The following is an 18,088-nucleotide window of genomic DNA, read 5'->3' as shown; positions in this document are numbered from 1 at the left end:
TCCAGGTCCTCAGAGGTTCGCCAGGTCGTCGACGACCCCGGCCGGCGTGGGCATCAGCAGCATCTCGGCGCGCAGCCGCCCGGCCGCTTCGGTGTACCGGGGGTCGTCCAGGAGGTCGGTCAGGGCGTCCCGCAGCCGCTTGGGCGCGTCCTGCGTCTCGGCCGTGTCCAGCGAGACGGCGGCGCCCAGGTGGGCGAGGCGGTCGCCGTGGCCGAAGTTGTCGGCGATCTGCGGCAGCACGAGCTGCGGCAGTCCGGCGAGGGTGGCCGTCATGGACGTGCCGGAGCCGCCGTGGTGCACCACTGCCCCGCATTGGTCGAGCAGCAGCCCGAGCGGCACGGAGCCGACGCACCGGATGTGGGCGGGCACCTCGCCGACCAGGCCGCGGAAGTCCGCGGGCAGCGTGGCGAGCACCTCGATGTCCGGTATCTCGCCGAGGGCCCGCAGCAGCCGGACGACGAACCCGGCTCCGTTGAGGCGCGGTGTCCCGCCCAGCGACAGGCCGACGCGCCGTCTGCCGTCCTGCCGCGCCTCCCAGGGGAAGTCCTCGGGCAGCCGCCAGTTGGCGCTGTACGGCACGTGCCGGACCGGCAGCCCCGGCTCGGCGCCCGGCTGCTGGAGCGAGGGCGGGCAGGGGTCCAGGATGACGGCCGGGTCGGGCAGGGCGCCGACGCCGAGTTCCTCGCACAGCTCCCGCAGGTTCTCCCGGGCCAGGCCGCGCGCCGCCGCCGCCAGGCTGTCGACGCCCCACCTGTGGTGCACGACGGGCACGTCGAGCGCCCGGCCGATGATGAGGGTGCTGTACTCCAGCGGGTCGCCGACGATCAGATCGGGGCGGTAGGCCCGCGCGAAGTCCAGGTGACCCCGGACCACCCGCGCCGCGTGACCCGACCACGCCTGGGCATAGCCCTCGATCCGCAGCCGCTCACGCGGGCGGACCTGCAGCGGGCGCTGCCACGGTTCGAGTCCCCGCAGCAGCACGGCCTCGCCGTCGAACGCCGCTCCGGTCTGCAGGCCGACGAACCCGGAGGCCCGTACGGCGTCGTCGATGTCGGGCTGTCCCGCCACCACCACGTCGTGTCCGGCGCCGCGCAGCGCCCAGGCGAGGGGCGCGAGCGGAGTGAAATGGCTCGCGGAAGGAGTGCTGATGAATAGGACGCGCATTAACTCTTCTCCAGAGTGCGGGACTTCATTGCGAAGCCGCTGTGACCGCGCCGCCGATGGTTTGAATTCCGGCCTGCGAGGAAAATGCGAGGGCAGCCGATAAGCATGGGCGGCTGATTAAAGACTCTTGGGTGCGCGGCGACCCCGTCAACACACTTCACCTGGAATTGACGCGGACCGGACCGGACGGTGAGGTTCTGTCACGCGTCGCATTCCGCGCGGAAAGCGGGTTCCCGCGAGAGGGCTCAGCGGAACGCGTCCGGTCGCTCCTGGACCCACTGGCGGAAGGTGCGCGCGGGGCGTCCGGTGACGTCCGCGACGACCGTGGAGCCGACCTCGGGCTCCTTCGTCAGCATGGCGAAGTAGTCGAGTGCGCCGTCCGCGTACGAGGGCGGCCAGCCGGTGTCGACCATGGCCCGGCGGGCGTCGTCGTGCTCGATGTCCTGCCAGCCGAGCTCGCGCCCGATGACCTCGCCGATCACACGGACCTGACCCTCCTGGGAGAGCTCCTCGGGCCCGGACACCAGGTACTTCTGGCCCGCGTGGCCGTCCTGGGTCAGCGCGGCGGCGCCGACGGCGGCGAGGTCGCCCTCGTGGACGGAGGTGCGGGTCGCGGCGCCGTAGGGGAAGTGGACGACGCCGCCCTCGCGGATCTGGCCGGCGAAGCCGAGGGCGTTGGCGTGGAAGCCGGTGGTGCGCAGGAACGTCCAGTCCAGGCTCGTCTTCTCGACGATCGACTCCAGGTAGGCGTGGCAGTTGTTGTCGACCGGTTCGAGGCCGATGTGCACGCCGACCGATGAGACGACCGCGATACGGCTCGCGTGCGCCTCGATCTTGCGCAGCACGGCGGGCGCGGTGGTGACGTCGAGTGCGAAGAACGGCCACATCCAGAAGACGCCGTCGACGCCGTCGAGCGCGGCGTCCAGGCTGTCGGGGTCGGCGAGATCCCCGTAGTGGATCTCGGTGCCCTCGGGGAGGCGGCCGATGTTCGGGTCGTCCTCGAGCACCAGGGCGCGGACGGTGGCGCCGGCCTTCTGCAGTTCGGCGACAGCGTGCGGTCCGACGTTGCCGGTGGCGCAGGTGACCAGGATGGTTTCGGGCATGGGTGTGTCCTTCTCGTACGTGGGCGGGGCGGGAAGAGGTGGGGTGTGGGGGCGCGGGCGCCAACTGCCGCTACTGCGGCGGGTTTCCGTGCTTCCGCGACGGCAGGTCGGCGTGCTTGGCCCGGAGCATCGCCAGGGAGCTCGTGAGCACCCTGCGGGTGTCGCGCGGATCGATCACGTCGTCGACGAGGCCGCGCTCGGCGGCGTAGTACGGGTGCATGAGCTGCTCCCGGTACTCCTCGATCTTCGACTGACGCAGCGCTTCGGGGTCGTCGGCGGCGGCGATGTCCCGGCGGAAGATGACGTTCGCGGCGCCCTCGGCGCCCATCACGGCGATCTCGTTGCTGGGCCAGGCGAGGGCCAGGTCCGCGCCGATGGAGCGGGAGTCCATCACGATGTACGCGCCGCCGTAGGCCTTGCGCAGCACCAGGGAGATCCGCGGCACCGTCGCGTTGCAGTAGGCGTAGAGCAGCTTGGCGCCGCGCCGGATGATGCCGTTGTGCTCCTGGTCGACGCCGGGCAGGAAGCCCGGCACGTCCACCAGGGTCACCAGCGGGATGTTGAACGCGTCGCAGAACTGGACGAAGCGCGCGCCCTTCTCCGAGGCCTCGATGTCCAGGACCCCGGCCATGGCCTTGGGGTTGTTGGCGACGACACCGACGACTTGGCCGTCCAGACGGGTCAGCGCGCAGACCAGGTTGGGCGCCCAGGCGGCGTGCACCTCGAAGTACTCGCCGTCGTCGACGATCTCCTCGATGACCTCGCGCACGTCGTACGAGCGTCCCGGCTCGCTCGGCACGATGTCGAGGAGCGCGTCCGTCGCACGGTCGGCCGGGTCGTCGCTGTGCTGCACGGGCGACAGTTCACGGTTGTTGGCGGGCAGCAGGGAGAGCAGATAGCGGACGTCCTCCAGGCAGCTCTCCTCGTCGTCGTACGCGAGGTGCGCGACGCCCGAGGTACCGGCGTGCACGTCGGCGCCGCCCAGGCCGTTCTGGCTGATCTCCTCGCCGGTCACCGCCCGCACCACGTCCGGTCCCGTGATGAACATCTGTGAGGTCTCGCGCACCATGAACACGAAGTCGGTCAGGGCGGGCGAGTAGGCCGCTCCCCCGGCGCACGGGCCGAGCATCACGGAGATCTGCGGGATGACGCCGGAGGCGCGTGTGTTGCGCCGGAAGATGCCTCCGTATCCGGCGAGCGCGGTGACGCCCTCCTGGATGCGGGCCCCCGCGCCGTCGTTGAGCGAGACGAGCGGGGCGCCGGCCGACGCGGCCAGGTCCATCACCTTGTGGATCTTCTCGGCGTGCGCCTCTCCGAGCGCGCCGCCGAAGATGCGGAAGTCATGGGCGTAGACGAAGACCGTGCGGCCCTGGACGTTGCCCCATCCGGTGACGACGCCGTCGGTGTGGGGCTTCTTGTTCTCCAGGCCGAAGCCGGAGGCCCGGTGTCTGCGCAGGGTCTCGATCTCGTTGAACGAACCTTTGTCCAGCAGGAGTTCGATGCGTTCGCGGGCGGTGAGTTTCCCCTTGGCGTGTTGTGCCTCGGTGGCTTTGTCGCTCGGACCCGCGAGTGCCTTCTCTTTCAGGTCGAGCAGTTCTTCGAGCTGTTGCAAGGCAATGCTCCTTCACGATCGGCGAAGAGGTCTCAGTGCGGCGAGCAGCCCCACGGCGCCGGCCCCGGTCACCAGGGCCATCGCCGTGCGGCTGCCGTACGCCGTCAGGAGCGCGGCGGTCGGCGCGATCACCAGGACGGCGCCGCTCTGCACGGCGGTCTGGTAGGTCGCGACGGCCGGGCCGCGTTCGGCGGGTGCGACGCCCGCGACCGCCTGGGTGTTGAGCGCCGCGAAGGCGCACACGAAGCCGGCCCCCACCAGGAGCAGCGTGGGCAGGACTCCGGTGGTGTACGTCGCGTGCGCGGGGTCCCGCAGGTACAGGACGTATCCGATGAGGGGCGCGGTGGCGCCGAGGACGATCAGCCGGGGTGCGCCGAAGCGCTGGACCATGCGGCCCGACGACAGGGCGGTCAGGGCGAGGGGCGCGCTGGCGGGCAGCAGCGCGAGGCCCGTGCGCAGCGGCCCCCATCCCTGCGCCGCCTGCCATTGGTAGGTGACGACGAACAGCAGCCCGAGGAACGAGCCGTTGAGCGCGGCGGCGCCCACGGCCGACCGGAGCAGGGGCCCGTGACGCAGCAGCGAGGCACGTACCAGCGGTTGGCGCGCGCGCCGTTCGGCGAGGCAGAACGCCGCGAGGAGCACGAGGGCCGCCAGTGCGGCACCCCATGTTCGTACGTCGGCCCACCCCCGCTCCGTGAGGGTGACGACGGTGAGGACGAGGGCGAGCAGCCCTCCGGTCAGGGTGAGTGCCCCCGCCACGTCCAACTGCCGCTTTGCCACGTCCTGTTCGTGGTCGGGGCCGTCGTCGGCGGGGATGAGTTTCCTGCCGACGACGAGCAGCACCAGCACGACCGGAGCGGGGAACACCATGGTCCAGCGCCAGTCCACCTCGGTGAGCAGGCCCGAAAGGATGAGCCCGGCCGTGAAGCCGCACCCGCCGAAGAGGGTGTAGACCGACACGGCCCGGTCCCGGTCGGGTCCCGCCCTGAAGGTGGCACCGATGATGGCGAGCCCGGTCGGCGCGGTCAGCGCCGCACAGAATCCCTTGACGAAGCGCGTCGCGAGCAGTGTCGCCGGGTCCCCCGCGAACCCCGCGACGAGCGAGGCGGCGGCGAACCCGAACAGCGCCCACAGGTAGACGCGCCGCCGCCCGAGCAGGCCCACGACCCGTCCCGCGAACAGCATCAGACCGCCGAAGCCGACGGCGAATCCGGTCATCGTCCACTGCGCGGCGGCGGGTGTCAGACGCAGGTCCGCGCCGATCGACGGCACGGCCACCACCATCACCGACACCTCGAGGGCGTCGATGAGCATGTTGCCCGCGAGGACGATCAGCAGCCCCCACAGACGCGGGCCCCAGGCCCCGGGGGCCCGGGGCCCGGCCGTGGCCGCGGCGGTCACGTCAGCCAAGGAGGGTGCCACCGGTGGCGTCCACGAAGGAGCCGGTGATCCAGCGGGCCTCGTCGGAGGCGAGGAAGGCGACGACGTCGGCGATGTCCTCGGGCTCGCCCACCCGGTTGAAGGCGGAAAGGGCCGACATCTGCTCGACGGCCTCGGGTATGTCGAACACGGGGGTGCCGTTGCGGGTGATGCCGGGCGCCACGCTGTTGATCGTGATGTTGCGCGGGCCCAGGTGCTTGGCGAAGTGCAGGGCGAGCTGCTCCACCGCGCCCTTGGTCATCGCGTAGGCGATCTCGGACGGGTTGGCGCACCGGGTCAGGCCGGAGGAGATGTTGATGATGCGGCCACCGCTGGGCAGGTTCTTCAGCGCCCGCTGGATGATGAAGAACGGCGCCCGCGCGTTGACCGCGAAGAGGCGGTCGAACGCCTCCGGGGTGGTCTCCTCAGCGGCGACACCGCCCATGACACCGGCGTTGTTGACCAAAATGTCGAGCGTCGTTGATCCCGTGCGCTCCTTGAGGCCCTCCTCCAGGCCCAGGAACAGCTCGTGCACGTCGCCCGGGACGCCGAGTTCGGCGCGGATCGCGAAGGCCCGGCCGCCCTCCTTCTCGATGGTCGCGACGGTCTCCTCTGCGGCCTCCTTGTTGCTGGTGTAGTGCACGGCGACCAGTGCGCCGTCGCGTGCGAGGCGCAGGGCCGTCGCGCGGCCCATGCCGCGGCTCGATCCCGTGACCAGGGCTGTCTTTCCTTCAAGCCTGCTCATGCTGTTTCTCCTGTGGTCGGCTGATGTCGCGGCTCGCGTCGTCCCGAACCAGCGCTCCAGAGCGGCGCGCAGACCGTCTTCCTCGGTGCCCGTCCAGGCGACATGGCCGTCGGGGCGTACGAGGACCAGGCCGGCGTCGTCGAGGTCCGTGCCGGACGCGCGGGCCGCCGTGACGGTGACGCGGTCGTGCCAGGGTTCGCTCAACTCCCGTACAGCGGTGTGCTGTTCCGGGTCGGCCCGTAGATCGATGAGCAGCCCGCGGCCGGTGCGCAGCAGGGCCGTCGTCGTCACCGGGCCTTCGGGTGTGGTGATTTCGGTGTGCGGGAGGCGGGCCCCCAGGAGCGGGGACGGCCCCGCTCCGACGTCGTAGCGCACGTCCAGGCCGGAGACCATGCCCGCCAGGTGCTCCCGCGCGCGGCGGCTCGCGACGAGTTCGCCGACCACCGCCCGCACCGGCTCCACCTCGGGGCCGCCGAGCAGCAGCATGGCCTGGGCCTTGATGTTGGTCAGGATCCGCTGCCCGACCGTGTGCCGCTCCTCGTGATAGCTGTCGAGGAGGCCGTCCGACGCCTTGCGCGCGACCTGGACGGCCAGCTTCCAGCCGAGGTTGACGGCGTCCTGGAGGCCGAGGTTGAGGGCCTGGCCGCCGATCGGCATCTGCTGGTGCGCCGCGTCACCGGCGAAGAGCACCCGCCCCTCGCGGTACCGGGTGAGCTGACGGCTCGCGTCCCCGAAGGAGTTGATCCACAGCGGGGTTCCGCCGCTGATGTCCTCCCCGGTGACCCGCCGCCACACCGCGCACAGTTCGTCGAACGACGGCTCGCCGGTGCGCGCGCCGACCGGGCGGCCGAACTCGTGCACCATGACGCGCGTGACACCGTCGTCCCTGCGCGCCGCGATGGCGAGCCCGTTCTCCAGGCGCTCGAAGCGCCGGCCCGGTACGTCGATCCCGTCGACGTCCGCCCGTATGAGCTCACGCCCGGCGTCCGTGCCGAGGAAGTCGGCCCCGGTCAGGCGCCGCACGGCGCTGTTCTCGCCGTCGCAGCCGACGACGCACAGGGCACGCAGCCGCACGGCGCCCTCGGGCCCCGCCGCCTCGACCTCGACGTAGTCGTCCTCGACGGTCAGCGCGCGTACGTCATGCCCGCGCCGCAGATCCGCGCCGAGAGACAGGGCCCACTCCTGGAGGACCTCCTCGGTGCGGGTCTGCGGGACCTTCCACTGCCCGGGATAGGGGCTCGGCAGCGTCAGGTCGAGCGGGATGCCACCGAAGTGACCGCGGGGTTCGTTCGGCGGGGTGCCGAACTTCTCCAGGAGGCCGCGGCTGTCGAGGATCTCCATGGTCCTGGCGTGCAGGGTGGAGGCCCGCGACTCCGTTGTCGGGACCTCCCTCCTCTCCAGGACGATGACGTCGGCGCCGCCGAGCCGCAGCTCCCCGGCGAGCATCAGGCCCACGGGACCGGCACCCACGACGATGACCTGACTGTCCAGGCGATGGTCCTGGTGGCTCTCGTGCTGGTGCGACGGCATGGTCAGGCCCTCGACTCCGCGTAGTCCTTGGCATGGCCGAGGGTGGCGCGGCTGTTGGTGCTGAGCGCCGAGTGCACGTACTCCCTGGCGTCGGCGACCGTCGCGTCCGGGCCGAGAATCCGGGCGATGTTGTCCGGGTTCAGGACCACCGTGTGCTGGGACGACGCGGCGACCCCGGTGCCGTTCTCCTCGAACGTCCAGTAGCCGGTGTGCAGCGTCATCAGGGCCGGCAGGGTGACCTGCTTGTAGGCGATCTTGTGGTGCTCGAAGGTCACCCGGTACGACTTCGTGGTGTGGGTGGAGCCGTCCTTCGCCCTGGTGTCCATCTCCAGGGTCTGCAGGCCCGGGGTGTCCTCGTCGAGGCGGACCTTGGCCACGTGCGGCAGACGCTCCGCCCACAGGTCGGCCTCGTTGATGAAGCCGTAGACGTCCTTGGCCGAGCCCTCGATCTGCACGGTGTCCTCGAAGGAGAACGTCAACTCCTCGGCGGCGTGCGCCCGTTCGACGTTCTCCTTCAGGGCGGCCAGTTCGGAGCGCGAGTTGCGGTCGACCGCCTCGTCGATCCACTTCAGGCCCGCGGGGTCGTCGTCGACCGCGCGGTAGTCGTGCAGAAGGCGTATCCGGGACGAGGTCGCCGAGAGCGCCTCGATGATCCAGGTGCCGCCCATCGAGGCGACGGGCGGCGTGGAGACCGTCTGCCGGAAGGTGATCCGCCGGGCCCCGGGATCGAGGGTGCGGCGCGACGACCAGTTCTTGGCCTCGCCGTTGGCGGTCGCCCAGATCCTGATGAGCTCCTCGTTCCCGCTGCTCTCCACCTGGTCGACGTAGATCGTCGGGGGGAAGATGCGCGGCCAGTTCCGTACCTCCGCGATCAGCCGGTACACGGCGTCGGCCGGTGCCTCCACACTGATCTCGTGCTCCACCTCACGCAGGCCGTGCTGCGACATGTTCACGCTCCTTGACTGTTGGTCGGGTCGGTGCCGCTCGCGGCTCAGAAGTTGCCGAGGCCGCCACAGACGTTGAGGGCCTGCGCGGTGATGGATCCGGCGGTGTCCGAGGCGAGGTACCCGACGAGACCCGCGACCTCCTCCGGCGTGGAGTAGCGGCCGAGCGGGATCTTGGACTGGAACTTCGCGAGGATGGCGTCCTCGGAGGTGTCGTAGGCGGCGGCGTACCCCTCGCGCACGCGCTGGGCCATCGGCGTCTCGACATAGCCGGGGCAGACCGCGTTGACGGTGATGCCGGTCGGGGCGAGCTCGTTGCCGAGCGACTTGGTGAACCCGACGACGCCGTGCTTGGACGCCGAGTAGGGCGCGCCCAGCACCACGCCCTGCTTGCCGGCGGTCGAGGCGATGTTGATGATCCGGCCGCGGTCCTTGTGCCGCATGCCGCCGGTGTTGAGCACCTCGCGGGTCATGCGGAAGACACTGTTGAGGTTGGTGTCGATGACGTCGTGCCACAGCTCGTCGGTGATGTCGGCGGTGACACCGCCGCCGCTGCGCCCGGCGTTGTTCACCAGGACGTCGACGGTGCCGAAGCGGTCGACCGCCGCCTGCACGAAGGCCTTGACGGCTGCCTCGTCGCGTACGTCGAGGACGGCGCCGTCGGCGTCGAGTCCCTCGTCCTGCAGTTGTTTGACGGTCGCGGCGACGTTCTCGGCGTCACGTGCGCCGATGAACACCTGGTGTCCCTGTGTGGCGAGGAGCCGGGCGGCGGCGAGGCCGATCCCGCTGGTGGCTCCGGTGATGAGGGCGACGCGCTGATTGTCCTGTGCCATGGTGTTCGGTTCTCCCTTGATGCGAGCCGGTCAGGCGGCGGTGGCCGTGGGGGCGAGCTGCTCGCCGACCGCTTCGATGAACCGGCGGGGGGTGGCGGCGTCGGTGACCATGTCCTCGTCGAGGGTCACGCCGTACTCGCGCTCTATTCGGCTGCTCGTCTCGAGCATCGCCAGCGACTCGTAGCCCAGGTCCTCGAACGGGGTGTCGAGGATGTCGCCGTCGAGGTCGACGCCCTCCGCGGCGCCCGCGCCTTCGAGGAGGATGCGCTTGAGGTCTTCGAGGGTGAAGCGTTGTGCGGACACGTGGTTCCCTTCGTGGTGCGGTCAGGTGGGGTGTTGCTGCGGCAGGCGTGTGGAGGGTGCCGCGCGCCCCGCCGGCCTCGCGGGGGATGTGGAGGCCGGCGGGGCGCTGTCTGTGGGCCGCCTAGTCGGCGGCGCGGACGACCAGGGCGGAGTTGAAGCCGCCCTCGCCGCGGGCCAGGACCAGCGCGGTGCGCACCTCGGCGGGGCGCGGCTGGTTGACGACCAGGTCGAGGCCGTAGGCGGCGTCGGGCGCGACGTTCACCGTGGGCGGGATCAGGCCCTCGTCCATGGCGAGCAGCGCGGCGGCCACGTCCAGCGGGGCCGCGCCCGAGTAGAGCCGTCCCGTCATCGTCTTCGGTGCCGTCACGACGACTCCGCCGCGGCCGAAGACCGCGTTGAGTGCCTCCGCCTCGACGCGGTCGAGTTCGGGTACGGCGGCGGCGTCCGCGAAGACGACGTCGACGTCCTCGGGGGCCACGTCGGCGTCCGCGAGTGCGATCTCGATGGCCTTGCGCAGGCCGGGTTCGCGTCCGCTGCCCGGCTTCGGGTCGAAGGTCGCGCCGTACCCGGCGATGGAGCCGTAGATCTTCGCGCCGCGCCCGCGGGCCGCCTCCTCGTCCTCCACGACGAGGATCGCGCCGCCCTCGCCGGGCACATGCCCGGCGGCGTCGGCGTCGAACGGCAGGTAGGCGCGGTTCGGCTGGTCCTCGGTGCTGAGCCGGCCACCGGACAACTGCGCCACCCAGCCCCAGGGGCAGATGGAGGCGTCGATGGAACCGGAGACGATCAGGCTGGTGCCCTTGCGTATCTGGCGGCGCGCCTGGGCGAGCGCGTCGAGGCCGCCGGCCTGGTCGCTGACGACGACCCCGCTCGGACCCTTCATGCCGTTGCGGATGGAGATCTGGCCGCTGTTGACGGCGTAGAACCATGCGAAGGACTGGTACGCGGAGACGTACTGGCTTCCCTTGCCCCACAGCTTCTCCAGCTCGCCCTGCCCGAACTCGAAGCCGCCGGACGAGCTCGCCGTGATGACGCCCATGTCGTACTCGGACATCTTCTCCGGCTCGACGCCCGCGTCGGCGAGCGCCCAGTCGGTGGCGACGAGCGCGATGCGCGTCATCCGGTCGGTCTGCGGCAGCAGCCTGCTGGGCAGATGCTCCTCGGCGACGAAGCCGGGGACCTCGCCCGCGAGCGTGGCCGGGTAGGGCGTCGGGTCGAAGTGCGTGACGCGCCCGATGCCGCTCTTCCCGCTGCGGGTGGCCGCCCAGTAGTCGTCTGTGCCCAGGCCGTTGGGGGATGCGATGCCCAGGCCCGTGACCACGGCGGAGGCTGTCATGCGCCCTTCCTCTCGGGGTTGGCGAGCACCATGGCGCTCTGGAATCCGCCGAACCCGCTGCCGACGGTCAGGACCGTGTCCGTGCGCTGGTCGCGCGCCGTGACCGGCACGTAGTCGAGGTCGCACTGCGGGTCGGGGGTGTGCAGGTTGGCGGTCGGGGGCACCACGTCGTACTCCATGGCCAGCGCGGACGCGGCGATCTCGATGGAGCCGATCGCGCCCAGCGAGTGGCCCACCATCGACTTGATGGAGCTCACCGGCGTGCGGTACGCGTGGTCGCCGAGTGCCTTCTTGAAGGCCGCGGTCTCGTGCCGGTCGTTCTGCTTGGTGCCGGAGCCGTGCGCGTTGATGTAGTCGATCTGGTCGCCGTTCATCCGGGCTTCGTCGAGCGCCACCCGGATCGCCTCGGCCATCTCCGCGCCGTCGGGCCGCAGACCCGTCATGTGGTACGCGTTGCTGCGCGCCCCGTAGCCCGCGATCTCGGCGTAGATGTGGGCGTGCCTGCGCCGCGCGCTCTCCAGCTCCTCGAGGACGAAGACGGCGGAGCCCTCGCCGAGGACGAACCCGTTGCGGGTGTTGTCGAAGGGCCGTGATGCCTCGCCGGGCGCGTCGTGGCGCGGGGTGGTGGCCTTGATCGCGTCGAAGCAGGCCAGCGTGATCGGTGAGATCGGCGCGTCGGACGACCCGGCGATCATGACGTCGGTGCTGCCCTCGCGGATGAGTTCCACCGCGTGGCCCACCGAGTCGATGCCGGAGGTGCAGCCCGTGGACACCACGGTGGAGGGGCCCTCGGCGCCGACGGCCCAGGCGACCTCGGCGGCGAACGAGCTGGGCACCAGGAAGTTGTAGAGGTGCGGCACGGCGTACGCGTGGTCGACGAGACCGAGCCGGCCGCCGTCACTGACGACGCGGTACTCCTCGTCGAGCCCCGTCGTCGCGCCGACGGCGCTGCCGATGGTCACGCCGACGCGGTGGGGGTCGTAGGCCCCGAGCTCCACGCCGCTGTCGGCGACCGCCTCGCGCGTCGCCACGACGGCGAGCTGCGCGGCCCGGTCCATGCGCCGGATCTCCTGCGGGCTCAGGCCCTGCGCCTCGGCGTCGAAGTCGATCTCGGCGGCGACCCGGGAGCGGAAGGGCTCCGGGTCGAAGAAGGTGATGCCGCGCGTCGCCGTACGGCCCTCGCTGAGCAGGCCCCAGAAGTTCTTGGTCCCGATGCCGCCCGGGGCGACGACACCGATCCCCGTGATGACGACCCGACGACCCGTCACTGGGAGGCCTCCCAGTTGTAGAAGCGCTTGGCCATGGCGTCGGCGGGCGAGCGCCAGGTCGCCGGGTCGTATGCCTCGATGAACGGCTTGAGGTCCTGGCTGATGCCGACGAACCGCGGGTCGGTCTTGGCCTCCTCGATCAGCTCGCCGCCGTTGTCCTGGTCGAAGTCCTGCAGATGGAAGTACAGGCCGCGGTACGAGAACAGCTGGCGGCGGCGTGTGCCCATCCGGTGCGGCATCTCGGTGTCGTCGAACTCGCCGAACAGACGGGCCACGTCGACACCGGAACCGGGGTCCATCCGGGCCACGATCAGAGTGCTGTGCATGTCTTCTCTCTCCTCGACGACCGGATCGGTCCGGTCGTCGTGCGTGTGTGGTGGATCTGGTCTGCCGTGTCCGTCGGCCGCTCTAGCGGGACGGTCCGAACCAGCGCTCCAGGGACATGGGCAGGTCGTCATGGCTGCCGGGCGCGGCCCAGGCGACATAGCCGTCGGGGCGGACCAGGACGGCGGTGGTACCGGCCAGTTGGCTGTTCTCGGCCAGGCCGTGCGGGGCGGCGGTCACCACGTCCACGCGGTCGGCCCAGCCCGCGGCCCTGCGCCGCAGCACGGCGTTGTCCGCCAGGTCGAGCAGGAGGCCGCGCCCGGAGTGCAGCAGTCGCGTGGCCCGGGTCTTGAGGTCGGCGCCCACCAGTTCCAGGTCGGGCATCCGGCGGCCGAGCAGCGGATGCCGCCCGCCCCCGACGTCGTAATGGATCTCCAGGCCGCTGACCATGCCCGCGAGGTGGCGGCTGACGTCCTCGTACTGGATGAGTTCGGACAGGACGTCGCGCAGCGGCTGCACCTCGGAGCCGCTGAGGAACAGCAGGCCCTGGGCGCGGGTGTTCATCAGGAGCCGCTGCCCGACGGGGTGCCGCTCGTCGTGGTAGGTGTCGAGCAGCGCTTCGGGCGCCTTGCCCCGCACCACGGCCGCGAGCTTCCAGCCGAGGTTCACGGCGTCCTGGATGCTGGTGTTCATGCCCTGGCCGCCGGCGGGCAGATGGATGTGCGCGGAGTCGCCCGCGAGCAGAATCCGCCCGCGCCGGTACTCGGTGGCCTGCCGGGTGGCGTCGCCGAAGGAACTCACCCAGATCGGCTTGCCGTGCGAGATGTCCTCGCCCGTCACGCGCTTCCAGCCGACGACGACTTCCTCGTACGAGGGAGCGCTGGTGCGCTTCTGCGGCGGGGTGCCGCGTTCGCAGAGGATGAGGCGCGTGACGCCGCCGGGCAGCGGGCCGACCATGACCATGCCGTTCGCGAACGTCTCGCCGATCATGCGGGGTTCGAGACCGAGCCCCTCCACGTCGGCGAGGAACATCTCCATCGTCGACGCGGTGCCGGGGAAGTCGAACCCGCCGGCCTTGCGCACCATGCTGCGGCCGCCGTCACAGCCGACCAAGTAGGCGGCGCGCAGGGTGTATTCACCGTCGGGGCCGCGCACGCCCACCTCGACGCCGTCGCCGTCGTCCTCGATGGACGTCACTTCGTGTCCGCGTCGCAGGTCCGTGCCCAGTTCGTTCACCCAGGCCTCGAGCGCCGCCTCGGTCTGCGACTGCGGCACGGACTTCGCCGCCTGGTGCGCGCCTTCGAGCACCCCGAAGTCCACCGGCAGGCCGCCGAAGTGGCCCACGTTGCTGGTCTCCACGTCGCCGAAGCGGGTGAGCAGACCGCGCTGGTCGAACACCTCCATGGTGCGGGCGGTGAAACCGAGCCCGCGGGACTCGCCGGTCCGCTCCGGCAGGCGCTCCAGGGCGATGACATCGACGCCCGCGAGCCTGAGCTCACCGGCGAGCACAAGCCCGGCCGGCCCCGCCCCCACGACAATCACTGCAGCGTCCATACGCATCTCCTTGGTAATCGTCGAATTCCTGCCCGACAGCTCGACACAGAGCAGCGGAAGCTATTAATAAGCTTCTTCGCCGGTGCTGTCCTTTTCAAGATTTCCCATGTCATACGTTGGTGAAGTTGAGTCATGAATAGGTGCGGGAATCCGACAGAAACGTGCGGGAGAATTGCCAGAGGAATGTCAAATGCCGGTCAGAACGGCAGCTCAGCCCTGCCTGTACCGCGGCACGGCCATGACATGCGACAAGGCCCGGCCGGCGGCTGCCGATCGGGCCTCGTGGGGGGGGCGGGTGGGGGTGAGAGGGGTGGGAGGGATGGGTCAGAGGGTGCGCGCCGCACGGCGGCTGAAGCTCTCGTGCACGTCCTGCTCGAAGTAGTAGGTACGCCCGACGCGCTGCTCGCGCCGCCACCGCTGCTCGCTGGCGAGCCGGTAGACGGTGCCTTTCGGGGTGCCCCAGAGCCTGCACACGTCCGCCGCCGTCAACCAGCGTGCGGTGGGCTGCTGTTCAGCGGCCGCGGCCTTGGGCACCTGGGCGATCGCCCTGCTGAGCTCCGTCCACTGATGGCGCTCCCACACGTGCTCGGCGTTCCGGTCGCACCGGATCTCGGTGGCCGCGGCCCCGGTGGCCGGGTTGACGGCCGCGGTGAGCTCCCCTCCGCAGCCCTGTGTCGCACAGGGCCCGACGCGGACGGTGCGCCGCCGCTCCCCGTGGGCGATCCGGCGGGCCCTGCGGGCGAGCAGGGCCACTTCCCTGGTGGCCTCACCGACGGCGGGGTGAACGGCCAGCCAGTCGACATGCCGCACGAGGAAGAGAGAAAGGGGTTCTACGGAACGCCGGGGAGCGGAAATTCCCCGCCCCTCCGCGACAAGTCCGCACCATGAACTCAGGGTGGTCAGAATAGAGGTCCGCACATCGGCGGCGGCGCCGTTGAAGGGCATTCCGGGAAGCGATCCGCCACCGGTCGCCCGCTCCCCCGGCAATTGCGCCGTTCCGCCGCCCAATACGCTGCCGCAATCCTCGTGGAGTCCGGGCAGCCGACGAAGCTGTACGACGAATCCTTCCCGGCACAGCGGGCAGAGGCGTTGTCCCCGCACGGCGAGGCGGCTGCCCTCGCCGGTCGCCGCGCGGTACTTGCATCCGTCGCCCTGGCACAGGGTGCTCGTAGTCGGGCGGGCGGCTGTCCGATGCGTCACGGGTGTCTCCGGAGGTCTCTCGGCCGAGTCGGGAAGTGCGGTGCTTCGTGCGGGGCTACGTGCGGGCACTGGTGAACGCTCACACCTGACCGAACCGGAATCCGACACCCCGGACGGTGATGATCCAGCCGCTGCAGCCCAGCTTGTTGCGCAGGCTGCTGACATGGGTGTCGACGGTCCTGCGGGACCACGAGTCACCCCAGACCCGCTGCATGAGCTGCTTGCGCGGGATGACGGTGTCGGGGTGGGAGGCGAGCAGGAAGAGGAGGTCGAACTCCTTGCGCGTCACGTCGATGCGCCTGCCTTCGAGGCTGACCTCGCGGGAGCCCGCGTCGATGCTCAACGGCCCGCGGGAGATGGACTCGGCGGTGGACGACGGCTGTCGCGTGGTCCGGCGCATGACCGCCTCCATACGGGCCATCAACTCCCGGAACCCGTAAGGCTTCACCAGGTAGTCGTCGGCGCCTGCCTGGAGGCCGAGCACACGGTCCAGCTCGCTGCCGCGGCCGGTGACGGCGATGATCGGGATGTTGCTGACCCGCCGGATGTCCCGGCAGACCTCCAGCCCGTCCAGGTCGGGCAGTTCGAGGTCGAGGAGCATCAGGTCGGCGCTCTCGTACGAACGCAGCGCCTCCCGCCCCGTCGTGACGTGCTCGACCTCGTGGCTGTGCCTGCGCAACCCCCTCACCAGGCTGTTGGCGTCGTCGACGTCGCTCTCGGCCACCAGCACGCGCCATACGTCGCTCGTGCCGCGAACTTCCCTCCCCGGGACACCTGTCGGCCTGACCAGCACGGACATTCTCATGTCGCGTGAGGTCGATATATGAGGCTCCAGAAGGTTTGCCGCACTCTGATTCATCGTCTTCCCCCTCGATCGATGCAGCTCAGCTACTACCTCGCGTCAAGACGGGTAGAAATTTACAAACCTCGGTGCCGGTTTGTCAAAGAAGAAAGTTCCTTTGAGACCGACGCCGCAGGGAAGCCAAATACGGACACAACCACACCAACTCTGACGTAGCGGCGCCCTCACCACCCCTTGACGCCGCAACGCTACGGGAAAGATTGGCGCTAACTGTAGAAACAAAACAGACTTGGCGGTTTAAATACAGTTCATGGACCAGCCGCCCCCGCGGGCCCCGCAGTCACCCGGGCCGCCCGCCCCCGCCCAAGAACCGTCAGGAATCTCATGACCAAGCAGGAACGGGCCGTTCGTACACGATCGCAGCTGATCGCCGCGGCCGCCCTCGCGTTCCACCAGCACGGCTTCACCCGCACCAGCCTCACGAACATCAGCCATCAAGTAGGCGTCAGCTCAGGGGCGTTGTACTTCCACTTCGACAGCAAGGAAGCGCTGGCCACCGAGGTGGTGCGGCAGGCGTCCCGTGCGCTCCAGGGTGCGGCGCGGCAGTCCTACCGCGCCGGCACCTCGTCCCTCCAGTGTCTGATCGACACCTCGCACGCGCTCGCCGAGCTCCTGCGTTCCGACACCGTCGTCCGCGCCGGTTTCCGGCTCAACTGCGCGGGCCACGGCGCCAGTCGGACCGACCTGTGCCAGGAGTGGCAGGCCTGCGTGCAGCGGCTCCTCGCCGAGGCGGCCAGAGAGGGCTCGCTGGCGCCGGGCGCCTCACGGCAGAGCATCGTGGCCGCGCTGGTGGCGGCGACGGTCGGTTTCGAGGTGCTGAGCCGCGACGACTTCCAGTGGCTGTCACGGCATGCCCTGAGCGGCTTCTGGAGCCTTCAACTCCCGTGCATCGCCGCCCCGGAGGTCCTTGACCGGCTCAGCCCGGCAGGCTCCGACACAGCCCTGCACGGACCGCGCGTGACCTCGCCGGGCGACGGACGCTGGGCCACCTGAGTCAGCCGCCCCCGGCAAGCGGTCCTGCCGTTTGTCGGGGGCTGCTTCTTTGTCGGGGGCGGCCTCGCTGACGGCACGCACACGAAAAACGCGGGCCGGACCGGTACGCCACAAGGGCGCCCGGTCCGACCCGCGCGGAGTATGCCGCGGACGGCCGCCTCAGACCCCCGCGCCCACGTCCTCCCGTACGTCCGTCCGTGCCATCTCCGCCTCGACCAGCTCGCCGCGCCCAGGGGACATGTCCAGGGTGGCGAGCACGCCCGGCAGCGCGATGCTGGGCATGATGTGCCGGTACAGGGCCGCTGCCCGGTGGCGCAGCTCCGCCTGCTCGCCCGTCGACCGCGCCATCATGTTGATGCCGGCGTACGCGCCGACGATGATCAGGCCGGACTCCAGCGGATCGACGTGCGGCAGCAGCTCGCCGTTGTTCTTGGCCTGCCGCAGCGCCTCCACGTTCAGCTCGGACCAGTTGCGGTACGGACCGCTGCGGTCGAGCCGCGGGCCCGTGTCGTCCAGGGCGAGGCGCACGCTCCCGCGCACCACCGGGTCGTACGTCAGGCGGTGGGCGAACACCATGCCGATGTCCACCACCTCCTGGAGCTTGGACTTGCGGGGGATGACCGGCAGCCCCTCGCTCACCTGCGCGGCCAGGACCGCGAGGGCGAGCGCCTCCTTGGACTCGAAGTGGAAGTACAGCGCGCCCTTGGTCACTTCCGCCCGGGTCAGGATGTCCGTGATTTTGGCGGCCTCGTACCCGCACTCCTCGAAAACGCCGGCGGCCGCCTCGAGGATCACGCGGCGGGTCCTGATCCCGCGGTCCTGCTTCGCCATGGCCACTCCACCCATCTGTGCCCATCCGTGCGGGCCCTGTATACCTCCACGTGCCGATGCACGCTGA

The 18,088-nt window shown here is 70.5% G+C and carries 15 protein-coding genes and 1 pseudogene; 1 reads left to right on the top strand and 15 read right to left on the bottom strand.

All coding sequences use genetic code 11. The features are described 5' to 3' along the window. Positions 1-9 precede the first annotated feature (9 nt). From ACWFRU_RS10510 to ACWFRU_RS10445, 14 genes and pseudogenes are all read right to left on the bottom strand, one after another. Positions 10-1,164, bottom strand: coding sequence for a nucleotide disphospho-sugar-binding domain-containing protein (locus ACWFRU_RS10510; protein WP_453685704.1), 1,155 nt, complete (start codon positions 1,162-1,164; stop codon positions 10-12). Between the two features lie 245 nt (positions 1,165-1,409). Then, positions 1,410-2,267 carry an SDR family oxidoreductase gene (locus tag ACWFRU_RS10505; protein WP_453685703.1) on the bottom strand — a complete coding sequence of 286 codons (858 nt, stop codon included), beginning with the start codon at positions 2,265-2,267 and terminating at the stop codon, positions 1,410-1,412. A 70-nt stretch (positions 2,268-2,337) separates the two neighbouring features. Continuing rightward, entirely contained in the window at positions 2,338-3,879 is a 1,542-nt protein-coding gene (locus ACWFRU_RS10500) for an acyl-CoA carboxylase subunit beta (protein WP_453685702.1), read from the bottom strand. 12 nt (positions 3,880-3,891) lie between these two features. Further along, complete coding sequence (locus ACWFRU_RS10495) at positions 3,892-5,280, bottom strand: MFS transporter (protein ID WP_453685887.1); 1,389 nt, start codon at positions 5,278-5,280, stop codon at positions 3,892-3,894. A gap of 1 nt (position 5,281) precedes the next feature. After that, positions 5,282-7,624 (bottom strand): annotated as a pseudogene (locus ACWFRU_RS10490) (SDR family oxidoreductase); the annotation flags it as partial. Beyond that, positions 7,576-8,520, bottom strand: coding sequence for an aromatase/cyclase (locus tag ACWFRU_RS10485; RefSeq protein ID WP_453685701.1), 945 nt, complete (start codon positions 8,518-8,520; stop codon positions 7,576-7,578). The pseudogene ACWFRU_RS10490 and the gene ACWFRU_RS10485, both read right to left, overlap by 49 nt. Positions 8,521-8,564: 44 nt before the next feature. After that, positions 8,565-9,350 carry a 3-oxoacyl-ACP reductase FabG gene (gene fabG, locus ACWFRU_RS10480; protein WP_453685700.1) on the bottom strand — a complete coding sequence of 262 codons (786 nt, stop codon included), beginning with the start codon at positions 9,348-9,350 and terminating at the stop codon, positions 8,565-8,567. Positions 9,351-9,380: 30 nt separating this feature from the next. Further along, positions 9,381-9,653, bottom strand: a complete 273-nt coding sequence (locus ACWFRU_RS10475) for an acyl carrier protein (protein ID WP_453685699.1) — start codon at positions 9,651-9,653, stop codon at positions 9,381-9,383. A 121-nt stretch (positions 9,654-9,774) separates the two neighbouring features. Then, complete coding sequence (locus ACWFRU_RS10470; protein ID WP_453685698.1) at positions 9,775-10,989, bottom strand: ketosynthase chain-length factor; 1,215 nt, start codon at positions 10,987-10,989, stop codon at positions 9,775-9,777. Beyond that, complete coding sequence (locus ACWFRU_RS10465; protein ID WP_453685697.1) at positions 10,986-12,257, bottom strand: beta-ketoacyl-[acyl-carrier-protein] synthase family protein; 1,272 nt, start codon at positions 12,255-12,257, stop codon at positions 10,986-10,988. Before ACWFRU_RS10465 ends, ACWFRU_RS10470 begins: the two co-directional genes overlap by 4 nt. Further along, a complete protein-coding gene (locus tag ACWFRU_RS10460; protein WP_365818852.1) occupies positions 12,254-12,583 on the bottom strand; it encodes a TcmI family type II polyketide cyclase in 330 nt (109 codons plus the stop codon). Before ACWFRU_RS10460 ends, ACWFRU_RS10465 begins: the two co-directional genes overlap by 4 nt. Before the next feature lie 82 nt (positions 12,584-12,665). Next, positions 12,666-14,135, bottom strand: a complete 1,470-nt coding sequence (locus tag ACWFRU_RS10455) for an FAD-dependent monooxygenase (RefSeq protein WP_453685696.1) — start codon at positions 14,133-14,135, stop codon at positions 12,666-12,668. Between the two features lie 324 nt (positions 14,136-14,459). Next, on the bottom strand, positions 14,460-14,945 hold the full coding sequence (locus ACWFRU_RS10450) for a hypothetical protein (RefSeq protein ID WP_453685695.1): 486 nt from the start codon (positions 14,943-14,945) through the stop codon (positions 14,460-14,462). 469 nt (positions 14,946-15,414) lie between these two features. Next, entirely contained in the window at positions 15,415-16,134 is a 720-nt protein-coding gene (locus ACWFRU_RS10445) for a response regulator transcription factor (RefSeq protein ID WP_453685886.1), read from the bottom strand. 387 nt (positions 16,135-16,521) lie between these two features. Between ACWFRU_RS10445 and ACWFRU_RS10440 the strand changes: the two genes are divergently transcribed. Next, positions 16,522-17,190 carry a ScbR family autoregulator-binding transcription factor gene (locus tag ACWFRU_RS10440; protein ID WP_453685694.1) on the top strand — a complete coding sequence of 223 codons (669 nt, stop codon included), beginning with the start codon at positions 16,522-16,524 and terminating at the stop codon, positions 17,188-17,190. Between the two features lie 159 nt (positions 17,191-17,349). On the opposite strand, the gene ACWFRU_RS10435 is transcribed toward ACWFRU_RS10440, so the two are convergent. Next, the gene (locus tag ACWFRU_RS10435; RefSeq protein ID WP_453685693.1) at positions 17,350-18,021 is read right to left on the bottom strand and encodes a ScbR family autoregulator-binding transcription factor; all 672 of its coding nucleotides are present in this window, start codon (positions 18,019-18,021) and stop codon (positions 17,350-17,352) included. Between the last annotated feature and the right edge of the window lie 67 nt (positions 18,022-18,088).

It is taken from the genome of Streptomyces sp. NPDC055099 (assembly GCF_053607685.1).
The sequence above is the reverse complement of the archived record's forward strand: the minus strand, read 5'-3'. Positions and strand labels throughout refer to the sequence as shown.

What these genes read in the sequence shown, in the direction of transcription:
- ACWFRU_RS10510 (WP_453685704.1), bottom strand. Translation starts at nt 1,164, where the DNA reads ATGCGCGTCCTATTCATCAGCACTCCTTCCGCGAGCCATTTCACTCCG.
- ACWFRU_RS10505 (WP_453685703.1), bottom strand. Translation starts at nt 2,267, where the DNA reads ATGCCCGAAACCATCCTGGTCACCTGCGCCACCGGCAACGTCGGACCG.
- ACWFRU_RS10485 (WP_453685701.1), bottom strand. Translation starts at nt 8,520, where the DNA reads ATGTCGCAGCACGGCCTGCGTGAGGTGGAGCACGAGATCAGTGTGGAG.
- fabG (WP_453685700.1), bottom strand. Translation starts at nt 9,350, where the DNA reads ATGGCACAGGACAATCAGCGCGTCGCCCTCATCACCGGAGCCACCAGC.
- ACWFRU_RS10470 (WP_453685698.1), bottom strand. Translation starts at nt 10,989, where the DNA reads ATGACAGCCTCCGCCGTGGTCACGGGCCTGGGCATCGCATCCCCCAAC.
- ACWFRU_RS10460 (WP_365818852.1), bottom strand. Translation starts at nt 12,583, where the DNA reads ATGCACAGCACTCTGATCGTGGCCCGGATGGACCCCGGTTCCGGTGTC.
- ACWFRU_RS10455 (WP_453685696.1), bottom strand. Translation starts at nt 14,135, where the DNA reads ATGGACGCTGCAGTGATTGTCGTGGGGGCGGGGCCGGCCGGGCTTGTG.
- ACWFRU_RS10445 (WP_453685886.1), bottom strand. Translation starts at nt 16,134, where the DNA reads ATGTCCGTGCTGGTCAGGCCGACAGGTGTCCCGGGGAGGGAAGTTCGC.
- ACWFRU_RS10440 (WP_453685694.1), top strand. Translation starts at nt 16,522, where the DNA reads ATGACCAAGCAGGAACGGGCCGTTCGTACACGATCGCAGCTGATCGCC.
- ACWFRU_RS10435 (WP_453685693.1), bottom strand. Translation starts at nt 18,021, where the DNA reads ATGGCGAAGCAGGACCGCGGGATCAGGACCCGCCGCGTGATCCTCGAG.